The sequence below is a fragment of the Psychrobacter sp. AOP5-GZ1-6 genome (genome assembly GCF_052376345.1).
Classification (GTDB): domain Bacteria; phylum Pseudomonadota; class Gammaproteobacteria; order Pseudomonadales; family Moraxellaceae; genus Psychrobacter.
On the sequence record NZ_JBQSVP010000005.1, the window covers coordinates 51,688 to 68,667 of the forward strand.

Below are 16,980 nucleotides of genomic sequence, written 5' to 3' on the forward strand. Positions count from 1 at the left end.
ACCCCAATATTGACAAAATAGCACGTAAGTATCAGTCATAACACACCTACTAGGCGCAAAATTTGTTAAACTAGCAGGTACATCCGCCTGATAAACGCTGTGTTCATCAGGGGTGGTTAAAGAATACCGGCGAGGAGTAGATGCATGGCCGAGCGTGCCGCCAAGCAGTTAGAACTGAATAAATCTGAATTACCCAATTCCATTACTGACGTGATTGCCACCTTAAACCGAGCTGGGTTTGATGCCTATATCGTCGGTGGCGGCGTGCGTGATACCTTATTGGGTTTACGTCCAAAAGACTTTGACGCTGTCACTGATGCCAAGCCGCATGAGATCAAAGACGTCTTTGGCAAGCGCTGCCGCATTATCGGTCGCCGCTTTCAGTTGGCGCACGTGTATTCAGGCCGTGAGTTGATTGAGGTTGCTACCTTCCGTGGTCCACCAACCAATGATGCTAATACCAATCAAGACGGTATGATCCTGCGTGATAATGTTTGGGGTGATATCAAACAAGACTTCTCTCGTCGTGATTTTTCTATCAACGCGCTTTATTATCAACCGCTTAAAGGTGTGGTTCATGATTTTTGCGGTGCGCTTGACGACATTGATAATAAAATCATTCGTCTGCTCGGCCATGCGCCAGTGCGTATCGAAGAAGATCCAGTACGTTTGTTGCGTGCTTTACGTTTCAAAGCCAAGCTCGGTTTTGAGTTTGATGACGAGTTAGCCGATCAGTTTCATGATGGCAATTGGGCATTGCTTGAGCAAATATCACCGCATCGTCTCTATGATGAGACGCAGAAGATGTTTACCGGTGGTTATCTGGTGCCATTATTGCCGCTATTGTTTGAGTCGGGGGCGATTGATAGCTTAATCATCTACCCACCATCTGAGCCAAGCGCATTGGTCAATCAAGTCGCTATTAATACTGACAAACGTATTGCTGCGGGCAAAAGTATCAATCCGGCGTTCTTTTATGCTGCGCTATTGTGGGAAAACTATCTGCATCAGTTGGCAAAAGCCAAGAAGCGCAATATGCCGTTTGCTGAAGCGCAAATGCACGCCGCTGGTAAAGTGATTGATCGTCAACGTATCAAGACCGCGATTCCTAAATTTGCAGAGCAGTTTATCCGTGATATCTGGATATTGCAGCCAAGACTTGCAGCCCCGCGTAGCAAACAAATCGTTCAGCTGTCTGAGCATCCACGCTTTCGCGCAGGTTTTGACTTTTTGTTATTGCGTGAGCAATGCGGTGATGCTGAGCATCCGTTATCAGAGTCGACCAATGGTATGGGCGATTGGTGGCAGACCTATCAGACATTGTCTGAACGAGAGCAGCAGCAAGTCATTGATGATTTTGATGAAAATATTCGTCGCGGTGCGTATAAAAAAGGGCAACAAGCGCAGCGTGGTCGTGGGCGTAATCATCAAAATTCAGAGTCAAATAGCATCGATCACTCAATATCTCATCAAAAAAATACCAAGCACAGCAAAGCCAATGATACTGGTGAGCAGGGTAGGAATGAGCAGAATATGGTAAATGACCCGTCAAATATTCCAGCACGCCGTCGCCGCGCTGTCAGTCAATCAGCCTCTGTTAAGCAATCTGGTAGCAATAACAACAAGTACTATGAATCGCAGCAAGTAAGTCAAGACAGCCATGAGCTTGCTCAGTTACGACAGCTATCCCTTGCCAATAGCAGCAACCAAGCGGCAAATAAACGCCATCATTCCAAGCCTGCACCACTCTTTGTAATTGAGAACGAAAAAGTTGTGCCACCATTGCAGAAGCAGCTATCAAATGGTGATAAACCTGATAGTCGTCAAGAGGCGGCGCAGAAAAAACCTGCCCATAAGAGTGTATTAACTGAGAAAGCGCTAAAAAATCAGGATACTAGTTCTGATGCCAACTCTTATAGTAAGGCTGATAGTAAACCTGATCGCTCAAATCAAGCTCAGCAGCCAAAAGCAACACAGCCAGAGGTTATGCCTTCATCTGTGGCTCGTTCGGTAGCAAGATCGCCTGCGCTCGTCAGTATGAATAACGAGCCGATACCGCATAAGCGTCGCCGTCGTCAGCCGAGTGTAGAGAGTATAAATCTTGCTAGTAACACAGAGATGCAAGTGACGACTAACAACGATGTTAAAGCTGCAGCAAAGTATGCAAAAAAAGCACCTAAGCCAGCAGCCCAGCCTACTGATAAAACAGATGTTCCGGCTAAAAAAACGGTTGAGCGCAAAAAAGTGGCGAAGGTTACGACACCTGAAAGCGCTAAAAAACCAGCCAGAACGACAGAAGCAAAGTCTGCTAAAACCAGCCAAGCTGCTAACGGCAATGTTGGTATGAGTAGTGTGAATGACAATAAAGGCCCTATCCCATCGAAACGTCGCCGTCGCCAGCCTAGTAATGACAATGTCTAATATTACTAATGATGCGGGCAACGCGAATTGGGTAACCTGCTACGTAGGTTTGGGTAGCAATTTGTCTAACGACTTGGGTTCACCAGTAGAACATTTGCAGCAGGCAATCGCAGCGATGCAAGAGCATAATCAAATACGTGCGGTTCGTGTTTCTTCGTTTTACGCTTCAGCGCCTATGGGGCCGCAAGATCAGCCTGATTTTGTTAATGCCGTCGCTGGGTTTGAGACGATATTGCCGCCTTTTGAGTTGCTTGCCTACTGTCAACAGTTAGAAAAAGAGGCTAAGCGTGCACGAATACGGCGTTGGGGTGAGCGTAGTTTGGATGTCGATATTTTGTTATACGGTAAGGCGCAAATCACTGAGCCACAATTAACCGTACCGCACGCTGGATTGTTTGAGCGTAATTTTGTCTTATTACCACTGCGAGAGTTAGCTCCAGCGCTTATCATTGCTAGCAAGTCGATAGATGATTATCCGCCTAGCAAAGATTGGACAGGCTTAAAACTACTGTAGCCAATCTACTATAAAAGAGTGACAGCGTTCACCTCTTTTATAGTAGATTGGCTATACCAAACGATTGCTAAAATTTTTGATCACAATCAGAATAATAGCTAGAGACAGCTAAAGGTACTAAAAGGTACTAAAGGTTAATCGAGGATCATATGACGACGTTATCTACTTTAAAAAAATTCAAAAAAGATGGCATCAAGTTCACTTGCTTAACGTGCTATGACTCGATGTTTGCACGCATGATGGAAAAAGCAGAGATTGATACCATTTTAATCGGTGACAGTTTGGGCATGGTGGTGCAAGGTCATGACTCAACGTTACCCGTGACTGTCAATGATATGGCTTATCATACAGCCAATATTGCCCGTAGCAATCAACACGCGCTGATTTTGGCTGACCTACCATTTATGAGTTATGTCACCCTACCAGAAGCAGTTGCCAATAGTCGCCAGCTGATGCAGGCGGGCGCGCATGTGATTAAGATTGAAGGTGGTAGTGAGCTTTGCGATTTAATCACGACTTTGGCGCAAGCAGGGACGCCTACTTGTGTGCATTTAGGATTAACACCGCAATCAGTTAATGTGTTTGGTGGTTATAAAATCCAAGGTCGTGGTGACGAAGCGGCTGATAAATTGCTTGCTGATGCGAAAGCAGTCGTTGCGGCAGGTGCTGCGCTGCTAGTGTTAGAGTGCGTACCTGCTGAGCTTGCAAAAGTAGTGACGGAAGCCGTCGCAGTGCCAGTTATTGGGATTGGTGCTGGTGCGGATACGGATGGTCAAGTGTTGGTCATGCATGACATGCTAGGTATGACGCACGGCCGTGTCCCGCGCTTTATTCATGACTTTTTGACCGATGAGCGTAATAGCCCGCGCAGTATCGAAGGCGCATTTGCCCTTTACCAGCAGTCAGTACGTGAAGGCAGCTTCCCAACCGAGCAGCACCAGTTTAGCTAACATTTTAGTTTTTACGATTATCAGTAGAAGAATAGTTAACCATGCCAATCATTCATCATCACATCTCCGCATTGCGTACGGCTTTACAGTCTTATCGTGGACAAAAAACTGACAATCAAGATGGCCCACAGCGTATCGCTTTAGTGCCAACGATGGGCAATCTGCATGCTGGTCATCTTGAATTAGTAAAAATAGCCAAGCAACATGCTGATATCGTGGTGGTTAGTATTTTTGTTAACCCTACTCAATTTGGCGCGGGAGAGGACTTTGATAGTTATCCTCGCACGCTTGATGAGGATGTCGCTAAGCTAGCAACGGTCGATACTGATTATGTGTTTGCGCCCAGTATTGAAGAGATGTACCCTGTATTACCGCCGCCGACTTCCGTTCTCGCGGGAGCTATTACCACTCAATTATGTGGTCAATCACGCCCTGGGCATTTTGACGGTGTTGGTATTGTCGTCTCTAAACTGTTCAATATCGTACAACCGGATATGGCTGTTTTTGGACAAAAAGACTATCAACAATTAGCGATTATTAAGCAATTGGTACGTGATTTAAGTTATCCGATTGAAATTATAGGGGCACCTATTGTCCGCGCTGTAGATGGTTTGGCACTCTCATCGCGTAACCAATATTTAAGTGCTACTGAGCGTGAGGCAGCACCTGTTATCCATCAAGCGCTACAATATTTAGCAAAGCAGTTAGAGAGAGGCGAACAGAGCCAACAAGTTGTTCAGTCGTTGCTAGCAGAAACGCATCAGCGTATTACGGATGCTGGCTTCATTATTGATTATTTAGACATTAAAACCGATACGCTAGAGTCACTCACTAATGATACTGTAACTTTTAATGTAGAAAATAAGAGTTTGATGATTTTAGTCGCTGCTTGGCTAGGACGTGCACGTTTGTTAGACAATCAATTGGTGACGGTGGATCAATCGTTGTGACATAGTAATTTGCAGGATGCAATGGACTAGAATGGGTGAATCATGGATGTGAGTCAGGGTGAAAATAACAGTCAATCTGAGCAGGCAGCGTGTAAAATAGCAACCGACAAGCTCAGTATCCTAGTGGTATCAGGGCGTTCAGGCTCAGGTAAAACCTCAGTATTGAATATCTTAGAAGATTTAGGATATTATTCTATTGATAACCTACCGTTATCCTTATTGCCGGATGCTGCGCATAAATTGGTCAATGAAAGTGGGATTCGTCGTATTGCGCTTGGTGTTGATATTCGAACACCGCGAGCGGATCTATCCAACTTTGCAGAGATGCATGCATCCTTAAAGAAAACATACGGGGCGCATGCGGTCAAAGTGGTGTATGTGACCGCGCAAGAGAGCACTTTGATAGCACGTTTTAATGCGACACGCCGCGTACATCCGCTGATGTCACAGGATATCGATAGTGATAATGCCAAGCACATTGCTTTTAATCTACCTGCCGCGATTAAAAAAGAAGTGGAGCTGTTAGAGCCTATCGCAGGTCATGCCGATATCAGAATTGATACCAGCAATTTGAATATTCATCAATTGAAAGACAGCTTGCGTGAACATGTCGGCGTGGACAATCAGATTGTGATTAATCTGCTGTCTTTTGGCTTTAAATATGGCAGTCCTATTGATGCAGATTTTGTCTTTGATGTGAGGATTTTGCCGAATCCGCATTGGAATCCTGAATTGCGTACTTCGACAGGTCTATACACGGAAGTTGCCGCATTTTTTGCTGACTATCCAGAAGTGGCTGAGATGACTGATGATATAGATAAGTTTTTAACCCGTTGGTTGCCCGAATTTTTACACAATAACCGCCATACAGTGACAGTGGCCATTGGCTGTACTGGTGGTAAGCATCGTTCAGTATTCATCACCGATAATTTACAACGTCGTCTTGCCGATGTTATGCCGCAAAGTATAAAAGTGCTGGCGAAACATCGTGAAAAAAATCGTTGGTAGTTATTGGTAAACACTGGGGCATATCTTCATTTTTATGACTATTCCTAAAATGAGGACATGCTCCTGTTAATTTTATTATTTATTATTTTGGAAAGCTTTTATGATTGACTGGAAAGAACAGGATATGCGCGTCTCGCGCACTGAACTCAAAAAGGCCCATGAGCGCTTGCAGAAGTTGTCGATACCACTTGCCAGCTTATCGAAAAAGCAGCTCAAAAATCTGCCAGCCAGTGACTATTTTATGGCAGAACTCATGGCATTGGCCGATATCACCAGCGCTAATGCTCGTATTCGCCAAACCAAGCGCGTTGGTAAGCTGATTAGTGAAGAAAACCGCCACGAATTGGTAAAAGCATTATTTGATGCGTTTTTCCCTAAAGAACAGGTCTCAAAAATAGAAAGTTGGTTTGAGCGTTTAAATATTAATGATGAAGGGACGCTTAAGCAGTTCGTTAAACAATACCAAGCATCTGAACAAAATAGTATGTATCAATTACTGTTATGGATTGAGTACGCTAAACATACCCAAGATGATGAGCTGATGGCAGAGTCTAAAGCAGATTTAGCCAGTTATATTCGTGAAGTCGCTATTTTATCGCAATTAAAAAAATAATAAGCACACAAGCTTGATGAGTTAGGTGTGTAGTTGGGTCAAATGTGTAACTGATTCACATATCGATTAAAAGAGTTAGTCAGTGTAACCGACATAAAAAAAGCCAATCATGTGATTGGCTTTTTTTATGTCATTTAACCTAATATATCTATTATTTCTTTTTATCAGCGCGTACTTTATCAACTAAATAGTCAACGATTTTAGGCACAGTAGCATCTTGACCGCTGATTACGTATTTTCCTTGTACCACGACAGTTGGGACACCTGTAACTTGATAACGTTTAGCACCTGCTTGTGAGCGACCAATTTTTGTGCCAACCGCGAACGAATTATAAAGACTGTTGAACTTCTTCTCGTCCACGCCTTGTGAGGCATACCATTTGCTTAATGATTGTTGGTCAAACAGTTTTTGACCATCTTTTTGAATAGCATCAAATAGTGCATCATGAGTTTTGTCTTCAAAACCTAGTAGTTGCGCTGCATAGAACCCGCGAGCATTGGTTTCCCAAACATCATTCATTGCTGCTGGCGTTTTGAAAAATGCGACATCTTTATCTTTTGATGCAGCCCATTTTTCCATATGTGGGTTAAGCACGTTACAATGCGGGCAGCCATACCAGAAGAATTCACGAACAATGATAGCATCACCGCTAATTTTTTCTGGATTGTCTAGCACGCGATAGTCTTTTCCAGCGACATAGTCGGCAGCTTGAGCACCAGTAGTGGCGAGTCCAATAGCCATGGCCAGACCAGTCAATGTGATGAGACGTTTCATACTTTATCCTTGAGATGTAGAGACTTAGGGTGTGTTAGAGTGCTTTGATAGCTATCGTTTTAGAGTGATAAACGTATAGTGTCAATTATAATCTAACTATAATAGCGTATCGACCATGATAATGTAAAACATGTGTACTTGTGAGTCTGATTCTTAACTGAGAGTTGTAAAGCTGTTAGCTATTATTTAAGCTATATTGCTTGTTGGGGTGTGTCCTCAATTCAATCGATAGCCCTCTAAATGGGTTGAAAATGGCTAAATCTTGCCAAACGGCATCAAATAGCTGACTAATATCTCGATCTTATCTGCGCTATTTTCCTTGTTTGACGGCAATTGATCACCATTTTTAAAATGAGGACACATCCTAGGGTTTCGTCATTTGAGGCTTGGACGGTTTCAACCTATTATTGAAGGTGCACTCATTTATTATAGGCCAGAGAAAATTGGTAATCGAATATTGTAATAAGCCAGAGTGTGCGCAGATCATTCACAATCGGTGACGATGTCTTTACGACAAAGTTGCTGCTCTCATGCTAATATTAAGCACACAATTGCATACTGTATATGATAATGACAATAAAGGAAAAACGCTATGAGCTCAGCTCTACATTACTCGCCCTCTTTGAATGAGAAAGTGAAGACCCCTCTCGATGATACAAAGGCTCATGCTATAAATGTTGATCCTAGCGAAGTTGAAAAATTTAATAAATTGGCTAGCGAGTGGTGGAGCAATAGCGGTGCGTTTGCAACCTTGCATGAAATTAATCCATTGCGTCTGAATTGGATAGAAGAACATATTAAGCGCAGCTATCAAAGCGACAATGATAGCCAAACAGCTGAGACAGGTTTGGCTGGTAAAAAAGTGCTTGATGTTGGTTGTGGAGGCGGTATATTGTCAGAGTCGATGGCACGTCGTGGCGCTGATGTAACAGGTGTTGATTTGGGTACTGAAAACCTGAAAGCGGCGGCGTTACATGCAGAGCAGAGCGGCTTAGAAAATACTTTGCGCTATCAGCATATTCCAGTAGAAGATTTGGCAAAAACGCATGCCGGTCAGTTTGATGTGGTGACTTGTATGGAAATGCTGGAGCACGTACCTGATCCAAGCTCGATTGTGCAAGCGTGTTTTGATTTATTAGCACCAGGCGGTGTTTGTGTATTATCGACGATTAATAGAAACCCTAAATCATACTTATTTGCCATCGTTGGTGCAGAATATGTATTACGTTTGCTTGATCGTGGTACACACGATTATGCCAAATTTATTACTCCAGCAGAATTAGACCAAATGGCAACCAATGCAGGTTTTGTGCGTAAAGACATCATTGGGCTGCATTATAATCCATTGACCAAGCGTTACTGGCTCGCACAAAATGTCGATGTCAATTATATGATAGCGGTACAAAAGCCAATGGCTTAGACCTTTGGTACTGTGCTTGGTTGTTTCGGTGACATCATATTTTATTAACTTTATTATTTAATTTAAGAGTATTTACTATGGCCCAATTTGTGAAAGCAGTTTTATTTGACCTTGATGGGACATTGATCGATACTGCTGCTGATTTTGTCCGTATCATCGGTAAAATGAGTCGCGAAAATAATTGGCAAGCACCACCTGAAATTGAGATTCGTGAGCAGGTTTCCGCGGGCGCCTCAGCCATGGTGCAATTGATGCTAAGGTATAACGATCAACTTGATCTCAGTGAAGAAACATTGCTTGAGTTTCGTCAGCAATTTTTAGATGACTATGAAGCTGAGATATGTGTTGATAGTTGCGTATTCGGCGCGCTTGAAGAAGTGCTTACAACGCTCGAAGAAAAGAAGGTGCCATGGGGTATTGTCACCAATAAGCCACGTTATTTGGCAGAGCAGTTATTAATGCAAATGCAGTTAGATTCGCGCTGCGCTGTTTTGGTGTGTCCTGATGATGTCTCACGCTCAAAACCTGATCCAGAGCCAATGTATGTGGCGTTAGAAAAACTCGCTATTCCTCGTGGTGCTGCTGGTTGTGTGCTATATGTCGGCGATCATATACGTGATATTGAAGCTGGCAATGCAGCTGGCATGCCAACTATTTTGGCGGCGTATGGTTATATTCCACCTGAAGATCAGAAAAACCTAAAAAAGTGGGGCGCAGACTACATTACCGAAACTCCTGAGCAGTTAAATAAACTACTACTATCCTCTGGTAAGTTTGATTATTTATAGATAGACCCGCCGAACATCCGTATTCTTAATTAAGTTCTATTATTTATAAGTTTTATTATTTAAATGTATGAGTACTTAATTTTATTGATATTTAACTAGTAAACGATAAGCAGTGAGTAATGCCATGAGTGATAACAATCAGCAAACCAGTCAAAACCCTACTCAACCTCTAACTCATGATGAAATTCGTGATTTTGTACCATCTGAGAACTGTTTGGATGGTAAGACCATTTTAGTGACAGGCGCTGGTGATGGTATTGGTCGTGTTGCTGCTTTAACCTATGCGCGTTATGGTGCAACAGTGCTGCTATTGGGTCGTACCAGTAGTAAGCTTGAGTATGTTTATGATGAGATAGAAAGCTTTGGTGGTAAGCAGCCAGCGATGCTACCAATGAATCTAGAAGGGGCTACCTATGCCGAAATGCAGCAGCTCGAAGGATTAATTGACAAAGAAATCGGTCAATTGGATGGTGTGTTGCATAACGCAGGTTTGCTTGGACAGCTGACGCCGCTTGAGATGTATGATGTAGATACTTTTGCTCAAGTGATGAAGGTTAACTTTACATCGACGTTTATGCTCACCCAAGCGTTGCTACCGCTACTAAAAGACGCAAATAATGGCTCCATTGTATTTACTTCTAGCACAGTTGGTACACATCCTCGTGCATTTTGGGGCGCTTATGCGCTCTCAAAGCAAGCAGTAGAAGGGATGAGTGATATCTTTACTCAGGAAACTCAGAACACGACTAATCTGCGTTTTAACTGTATCAATCCTGGTGGTACGCGTACCAATATGCGCGCCCATGCTTATCCAGGTGAAAACCCTATGAGTCTCAAAACGCCAGAAGATATTATGGCAGGCTACGTTTGCTTGATGAGTGATGCGAGCATTGGCGTGCGCGGGCAAGTGGTTGAATTACAGCCCAAAAACTAGCAGTGGTTTTCCTTGGCTATGGCGTATTCATTTTTCAGTCAGTTTGAATATCGACTCCGTATTTTAGTATATACGTTACTGTTATGAGCTATACAACCATAGCCATCAGCTCTTGATCACAGGTATTCCAATTTATAGAGGTTGCAGATAACTCAGGTTTCAGTTCAATATCTACCTCTTCTTTAGCTGCATCTTCATCTAACTGCAAAATCATCTCTATTCGGCTATCAACCTGCACGCTGGCCGTCTTGGTGGTTAAGCTGTCAGGGGTGAAGTTAATCTGTAGCCAGCCGTCAGTCGTATTGACAACGCCTTTGATACGTAGCCAGTTGGGTAGTTTCAACAACCAATTCTGCAACTCATGCGCATCTAATTTATAGTGCGCTGGCAATCGCCAGCCTGCTAAGAGTATATCTTGTTGTTTTTCATGATAGCGGTAGGGTTGGTCGATATCTGTATCGTGTTGATCACTATCACTCTCTGCTGAAGAGTCCGATAACGGTGACATCGATTTAGCTGCTCTAGGAGGCTGCAAGCCCATGACTGATTTTTGAGTGTGAGTAATATTGATTTTGCGTTGTTTCGAGATTATTTGGCTAGCGTTATTTAGTTGATCGTTCAATCTCAGTAAGTATGCACTTTGAATATCAGCTGTGGCTTGCTCATCTGGTGCCCAAATGATTGTTACGTACGAATTTAGATTGGTAATCCACGCTATTAATGCTTGTTTATCGGTATCTTGCAATTGAGCGTAACGATTAATGACCAAAGCATCCGCATCACGGACATGGGCCTGAAAACCATCTTGGTTGCGATACTTCTCCTGTTGCCAATGACTGCCGCTGAGTACCGTTATCACGGCTTGCATTTTTAGTGCTGTTTGCCAATGAGGAGCACCGAGTTGATTGATTAACTCGCGTGGATGCGCCAGTCCTGTCGGTTCTATGAGTAGCCGCTGCGGGTTGTGCTCACTGAGTAGCCTGCTAATTGCGATTTGTAACGGGAGCTGACTGGTACAACAAATACAGCCACCACTGACTTCACGAATAGCAATTTTTTGTTGTTCAAAATTATTGTCTTGTGAGCTTGCTAGTAACGAACCATCAATGCCGATATGACCAAACTCATTAATCAGCAATGCCCAACGCTCATCACTAGGCTTTGTAGCCAGTAATTCATTGATTACGGTCGTCTTTCCGGCACCCAAAAACCCTGTCACCAAGGTGCAGGGTATATTTTGAAAAATAATCGGTTTTTTCACAGAAATACTCGTCATATTAGCGCGTGTTTGAAAACTATCAAATACGGCTTATATTAAAAAGAAATTATGTCATTACGTGTTTGTAACTCAATGCGTGCATGTCATTTTTAAAATCATGACATGCATGCATCAAAGGTTACTCACTCTTAGCGGTTTCCCCTTCTGTTTCATCTGGTACAAAGACGTAACCCACACCCCAAACGGTCTGAATGTAGCGTGCTTGTGAAGGGTTATCTTCAATCAGACGGCGTAGGCGTGACACTTGGACGTCGATAGAGCGCTCCATTGCCCCCCATTCACGACCACGTGCCAGATTCATTAGCTTGTCACGAGTCAATGGCTCACGTGGATGCTGTACTAATGCCTTTAATACTGAAAACTCACCGGTTGTTAAGGTAACAACATTACCATCGCGTTTGAGCGTACGAGTCGATAGATCCAGCGTCCATGGTCCAAACTCAACCACTTCAAGCTGATGACTTGGTGCGCCAGGCAGCTCACGGTTTTGGCGACGGAGTACTGCTTTAATACGTGCCAATAATTCTTTAGGGTTAAATGGCTTGGGTAGATAATCATCAGCACCCGCTTCGAGTCCTGCGATACGATCCGCATCGCCGCCTTTAGCTGTCAGCATAATAATAGGAATGTCACCATTATCTTCACGCAAACGCTGACAAATACTGATACCGTCTTCACCAGGTAGCATCAAGTCTAATACTACCAACGAAAATAGTTCGCGCTGCATTAACTTGTCCATCTGATTACCATCGTGGGCAGTACGGACGACAAAACCGTCGTCTTCCAGAAAGCGTTGTAGCAACGAGCGTAAACGTGCATCATCATCGACGACTAAAATACGCTGAGTCAAAGTATCAGGGCTGTTATTATCAGTCATACAGGCATCCTCTTATAAAAATTATTATTAGTAGATATCATACATAAAAATCGTGTGTGAAGGGCTATCAGCAAAATAGTATCATTATCCAATTATTGGTCAGAAGCAATATTTTCCTATAATTGAAAACTATTGTTTAATGTATCAGAACATACCGATATTCTAGTTATTGATACTTTAGTGTATAAGATTGCACAACGAATTGCATCACTCATAAGGACAAATGCTGTATGCGTTTGTTTAACAAGGTGATAAAACCTATGATATTCGGCATTTTTTGCTATAAAACCCCCGATAAATAACGAAAAGATAAAAAGGATTTTTATTCATGCAGCTTTTGCTATAATGCAAAACTACATTTCTCAACGATTGATACGTATATGAGTAGCACTGATACCTTAACGCCATCTCAAACCTCGACAAATGCAAAGGTTTTGGATGCAACCACACACGCGAATATTCACGACAAGCTTGCTCGCGCGCTTGGCATTAAGACTGCTCAAGTCAATGCGTTTGTCAAACTTTACGATGAAGGCGCGACTGTTCCGTTTATTGCCCGTTACCGCAAAGAAAAGACTCAGAATCTTGATGATGCACAACTACGAGCGTTAGAGAAGTCTCTCAATTATGAGCGTGATATGGCCACCCGTCGCCTAAAAATTACTGAGCTGCTCAGCACGCAAGGTAATTTGACTGATGAGCTGCAGACGCGTATTGATAATGCGACATCGAAACTTGAGCTAGAAGACATCTATCTGCCATATCGTCCGCGCCGCCGTTCACCAGCTGCCAAAGCACGAGTTGCTGGCCTTGATATAGCTGCTCAGGCAGTGTTAACGCAAGAGATTACCCCAACGGATGCCTTAGCAGACTATCAATTACCATCTAGTATTACTGATGATAGTGGTAATGAAATTGAGGTTGATTTCAGTGATATAGAAAAGCAGTTGGCAGGTATACAAGCCATCATCGTTGACGAATGGACGCAAGCGCTAGATTTGTTAGACAACTTACGTAGTGGTTTTGCCAAAACTGCTAGTATCGTGTCTACTGTTGCTAGTGATGAAAAACGTGAAGTCGGTGAAAAATTCAAAGATTACTTTGAGCATAGTGAAAGCTTAGCGCGTCTGCCCAATCATCGTCTATTGGCGATGTTACGTGGTCGCCAAGAGAACGTCTTAGGTCTAAAGATTGAGGGTGAAGATACTCCTTTTATCGAAAAAATTATCAGTTATTTTGATATTAATACAAAAGCGCCTGCTGAGCGTTGCGCATTTTTAACGGAAGCAGCGAGCAGCTTGTGGAAAGAAAAATGGCGTCCGCATATAGAACATCGTTTGCTGACTGAAAAGCGTCTGACGGCTGAAGCGGATGCCATTGATGTGTTTGCAAATAATCTGCAGCATTTACTAATGTCAGCACCTGCCGGTCGTAAAGTTATTTTGGGCGTTGATCCAGGCATCCGTCATGGTGTCAAAATGGCGATTGTCGATGCACAAGGCCATGTCATGCTGGATAGTGAAGACAAACCGGTTGTTGCTACTGTTTATCCATTTGCACCTGATAATAAGATGAGCGAGGCCAAAAAAGTCATTGGTGCGCTACTAGATACTTATAATGTTGATTTGGTCGCTATCGGCAATGGTACGGCAAGTCGTGAAACAGACGCAATGATTAAAGAGATTTTGGCAGCCAACTCTGAGCTAAAAGCGAAAGCCGTTATCGTTAATGAGTCGGGTGCATCTGTCTATTCAGCCAGTGAGCTTGCCAGTGATGAGTTGGCTAATTTGGATGTCTCTGTACGTGGCGCAGTATCTATCGCTCGTCGTTTACAAGATCCATTATCAGAGCTTGTCAAGGTTGATCCAAAAGCCATTGGTGTTGGCCAATACCAGCATGATGTGAACCAAACTCAATTGGCAGATAGTCTTGATAAGGTAACACAAGATAGCGTAAATGCTGTTGGTGTCGATGTGAATACGGCGAGTCCTGCTATCCTGGCACATATCGCTGGTCTGAATCGCAATGTCGCTCAGCAAATCGTTACCTACCGTAAAGAAAACGGTGCCTTTGATAGTCGTGAAGCACTGAAAAATGTTCCACGTTTGGGTGCTAAGACCTTTGAACAAGCAGCAGGCTTCCTGCGTATCCATGGTGGCAGCAATCCTTTGGATGCCACAGGTGTGCATCCAGAGAGTTATGTGTTGGTTGATAGTTTATTAGCACAAGCAGGCAAGCCATTGTCAGAAATTATTGGTAACGATGGTGTGCTAAATACTATCGATACTACTGCACTTGCTACTAATGATGACAATATCAGCGTAAAAGCGATTGTTGATGAGCTTGCCAAACCTGCACGTGACCCACGTCCTGAGTTTAAGACAGCTAATTTTTGTGATGATGTAAATAGCATCAAAGATTTAGAAGAAGGCATGCAGCTCGAAGGTGTCGTGACTAATGTTACCGCCTTTGGTTGTTTCGTTGATGTTGGCGTTCACCAAGATGGTTTGGTTCATATTTCACAAATGGCCAATGATTTTGTCGCTGATCCGATGAATCGTGTGAAGCCAGGTGATATTGTCTCAGTACGTGTCATCTCTATTGATGAGAAGCGTGGTCGTATTGGCTTTAGTATGAAGCCTGAGTCTGAAAAACCAACACGTTCAGCAGTCAAATCTACTGCTAAAGACACGGACGCTGATGACAAAACCAATCGTTCACGTAATAGTCGCCCAAAATCGGCTGATAAGAGATCAAGCAAGTCACGTGGCGATCGTCAAGATAAAGGAAGTGCTAGTAATAATCGTAGCAAGGCACCAAGATCTGAGAAAACTGAGACACCTAGTAAGATGGGTACACTTGGTGCGTTATTGCAAGAAGCAGGCGTGACTAAAACCAAGAGATAAAAGATTGTAAATTATTTGCAACATAAAAAAGGCAGCCATTAGGCTGCCTTTTTTATTTTTTGTGTCCTGTTCTGAAAAAGCTACTGATAAAAACCAATCATCAGTAGCCGAACACTTAATTATCTAATGACTGATTACATACCTAGCTGTGGCATATCTGGTTGTTGCATGTCTGGCTGTGGCATGTCTGGCTGTGGCATATCTGGCTGTGGCATATCTGGCTGTGGCATATCTGGCTGTGGCATATCTGGCTGTGGCATATCTGGTTGTGACATATCTGGTTGTGACATATCTGGTTGTGACATATCTGGTTGTGACATATCTGGTTGTGACATATCTGGCTGCTGCATTTCTTCTACTTGAGCTATATTTGCATTACCATTGGTTCTTGCAATTGAAATAGTTTGAGTCTCACTGATTTGAAAAGGGCTAGATTCAACTGAGTTTAGCCCGTTTTCGGCATTTTCAACGTCAGATTGCACTGCGCTATCAGCCATTGCTGTTTGCACGTTTGCTGGTGTGGTATCTGCAGGAGCTGCCATTGCCAAGCTTGGGATAGTAAGCGCTGCACTGATAAGTATTGATAAAGTACGTTTTTGCATGGGTTGGTTCCTTGGTTTACAGATTTTGTATATTAATTTAAAGAAATATCTAATTTAACCAGTATCTAATGCTGCTGCACATAGACTGAATATGTCGATAAAATATATATTTAGCACATTTAAAGGACTATTGATTGATTTGGAGGCATATTTTAATAAGATGCAGATAAAATAAAATCATGATAACCATCATACTGACTATCATGATTGTATAAGATAAAAGTCTTATTAATTAACTAATAACCAAACATAAATTCTGAAATGAAGAATAGCAATTAAGCTCTTGACGGTTCAGTGGTACATAAGTGGTACATGAATTAATATTCTAACAGCTTAATGTTTTCATGTGACATTGTGAAATCAGTGTATTCATATTGTTACATATTAAAGTCTGTTAAATATTTATGAACAATCTCTGTCAGTACCGTGATAGAGAGAGTATCAATGTATCAATGATGGTTATATGCGTTTGAGATAAGTTGACCATTATTCATCAATGACCTCGAAGCTAAGTCCTGCATACTTCTCTAAGCGTGCTAACAGGTGCTCACCCATCGCAGATGCTGGTGTCCAAAACCCACCATCAACAGTTTCTTTACTGATATCTTGTGCCAAACACAGTGCCGCTTGAGCTAGCATACGTGAGGTACTACCGTAGCCAGGGTCTTTGTCCCCGGTTACCTTGGTGTTAATAGTCTGTTTTTTTGTGGTCTGTCCAAAAAAGCGAATATCATAATAGCCATTTTCTTGCTCTTCTTCAGACGGACCAGATCCTGATTTGGGCAATACATGTTTAGATAGTAACTCACGGCTCGGGGTGATCATCATAGCGGTGGAAAATCCAAATAAGCCTGCACTCAAGGCGTAGCTCGATAGTTGACCTTTCACACCATCTTGCATCCACATGGCTTCATCATATTTAAAATCACGTCCATATTTATAA

At 42.8% G+C, this 16,980-nt stretch carries 14 protein-coding genes and 1 pseudogene; 11 read left to right on the forward strand and 4 right to left on the reverse strand.

Annotated features, from left to right (window positions below; all coding sequences use genetic code 11):
• Nucleotides 1-144 precede the first annotated feature (144 nt).
• The 6 genes from pcnB (at nt 145) to yjgA (ending at nt 6,456) form a co-directional block, all read left to right on the forward strand.
• On the forward strand, nt 145-2,421 hold the full coding sequence (pcnB, locus tag ACT3RN_RS01690; protein ID WP_444518435.1) for a polynucleotide adenylyltransferase PcnB: 2,277 nt from the start codon (nt 145-147) through the stop codon (nt 2,419-2,421).
• Nucleotides 2,414-2,935, forward strand: a complete 522-nt coding sequence (gene folK / locus ACT3RN_RS01695; protein WP_444518436.1) for a 2-amino-4-hydroxy-6-hydroxymethyldihydropteridine diphosphokinase — start codon at nt 2,414-2,416, stop codon at nt 2,933-2,935. Before pcnB ends, folK begins: the two co-directional genes overlap by 8 nt.
• Before the next feature lie 149 nt (nt 2,936-3,084).
• The gene (gene panB, locus ACT3RN_RS01700; RefSeq protein WP_444518437.1) at nt 3,085-3,885 is read left to right on the forward strand and encodes a 3-methyl-2-oxobutanoate hydroxymethyltransferase; all 801 of its coding nucleotides are present in this window, start codon (nt 3,085-3,087) and stop codon (nt 3,883-3,885) included.
• Between the two features lie 41 nt (nt 3,886-3,926).
• Complete coding sequence (panC, locus tag ACT3RN_RS01705; RefSeq protein ID WP_444518438.1) at nt 3,927-4,835, forward strand: pantoate--beta-alanine ligase; 909 nt, start codon at nt 3,927-3,929, stop codon at nt 4,833-4,835.
• Nucleotides 4,836-4,877: 42 nt separating this feature from the next.
• Nucleotides 4,878-5,843 carry an RNase adapter RapZ gene (rapZ, locus tag ACT3RN_RS01710; protein WP_444518439.1) on the forward strand — a complete coding sequence of 322 codons (966 nt, stop codon included), beginning with the start codon at nt 4,878-4,880 and terminating at the stop codon, nt 5,841-5,843.
• A 100-nt stretch (nt 5,844-5,943) separates the two neighbouring features.
• Nucleotides 5,944-6,456: a ribosome biogenesis factor YjgA gene (gene yjgA / locus ACT3RN_RS01715; protein ID WP_444518440.1), complete on the forward strand. Its 513-nt coding sequence runs from the start codon at nt 5,944-5,946 to the stop codon at nt 6,454-6,456.
• A gap of 151 nt (nt 6,457-6,607) precedes the next feature.
• Here yjgA and ACT3RN_RS01720 read toward each other — a convergent pair whose 3' ends face one another.
• Entirely contained in the window at nt 6,608-7,231 is a 624-nt protein-coding gene (locus ACT3RN_RS01720; protein WP_192518405.1) for a thiol:disulfide interchange protein DsbA/DsbL, read from the reverse strand.
• Nucleotides 7,232-7,823: 592 nt separating this feature from the next.
• Here ACT3RN_RS01720 and ubiG point away from each other — a divergent pair.
• The 3 genes from ubiG to ACT3RN_RS01735 all read left to right on the forward strand — a co-directional run bounded on the left by ubiG (nt 7,824) and on the right by ACT3RN_RS01735 (nt 10,373).
• The gene (gene ubiG, locus ACT3RN_RS01725) at nt 7,824-8,651 is read left to right on the forward strand and encodes a bifunctional 2-polyprenyl-6-hydroxyphenol methylase/3-demethylubiquinol 3-O-methyltransferase UbiG (RefSeq protein WP_192520930.1); all 828 of its coding nucleotides are present in this window, start codon (nt 7,824-7,826) and stop codon (nt 8,649-8,651) included.
• Nucleotides 8,652-8,728: 77 nt separating this feature from the next.
• On the forward strand, nt 8,729-9,439 hold the full coding sequence (locus ACT3RN_RS01730) for an HAD family hydrolase (RefSeq protein ID WP_192991746.1): 711 nt from the start codon (nt 8,729-8,731) through the stop codon (nt 9,437-9,439).
• 124 nt (nt 9,440-9,563) lie between these two features.
• A complete protein-coding gene (locus ACT3RN_RS01735) occupies nt 9,564-10,373 on the forward strand; it encodes a YciK family oxidoreductase (protein ID WP_192520356.1) in 810 nt (269 codons plus the stop codon).
• A gap of 88 nt (nt 10,374-10,461) precedes the next feature.
• Here the strand turns inward: ACT3RN_RS01735 and ACT3RN_RS01740 are convergent, their stop codons facing one another.
• Nucleotides 10,462-11,649 carry a CobW family GTP-binding protein gene (locus ACT3RN_RS01740; RefSeq protein ID WP_192992447.1) on the reverse strand — a complete coding sequence of 396 codons (1,188 nt, stop codon included), beginning with the start codon at nt 11,647-11,649 and terminating at the stop codon, nt 10,462-10,464.
• A 121-nt stretch (nt 11,650-11,770) separates the two neighbouring features.
• Nucleotides 11,771-12,529: an osmolarity response regulator transcription factor OmpR gene (ompR, locus tag ACT3RN_RS01745; RefSeq protein ID WP_192520358.1), complete on the reverse strand. Its 759-nt coding sequence runs from the start codon at nt 12,527-12,529 to the stop codon at nt 11,771-11,773.
• A gap of 380 nt (nt 12,530-12,909) precedes the next feature.
• Between ompR and ACT3RN_RS01750 the strand changes: the two genes are divergently transcribed.
• Both ACT3RN_RS01750 and ACT3RN_RS01755 read left to right on the forward strand, forming a co-directional pair.
• Nucleotides 12,910-15,435 (forward strand): Tex family protein, encoded by a 2,526-nt coding sequence (locus tag ACT3RN_RS01750; protein WP_192520359.1) that lies wholly within the window; start codon nt 12,910-12,912, stop codon nt 15,433-15,435.
• A gap of 183 nt (nt 15,436-15,618) precedes the next feature.
• Nucleotides 15,619-15,798, forward strand: coding sequence for a pentapeptide repeat-containing protein (locus ACT3RN_RS01755; protein ID WP_444518442.1), 180 nt, complete (start codon nt 15,619-15,621; stop codon nt 15,796-15,798).
• A gap of 725 nt (nt 15,799-16,523) precedes the next feature.
• Here ACT3RN_RS01755 and ACT3RN_RS01760 read toward each other — a convergent pair.
• Nucleotides 16,524-16,980: pseudogene (locus tag ACT3RN_RS01760) on the reverse strand (saccharopine dehydrogenase); the annotation flags it as partial.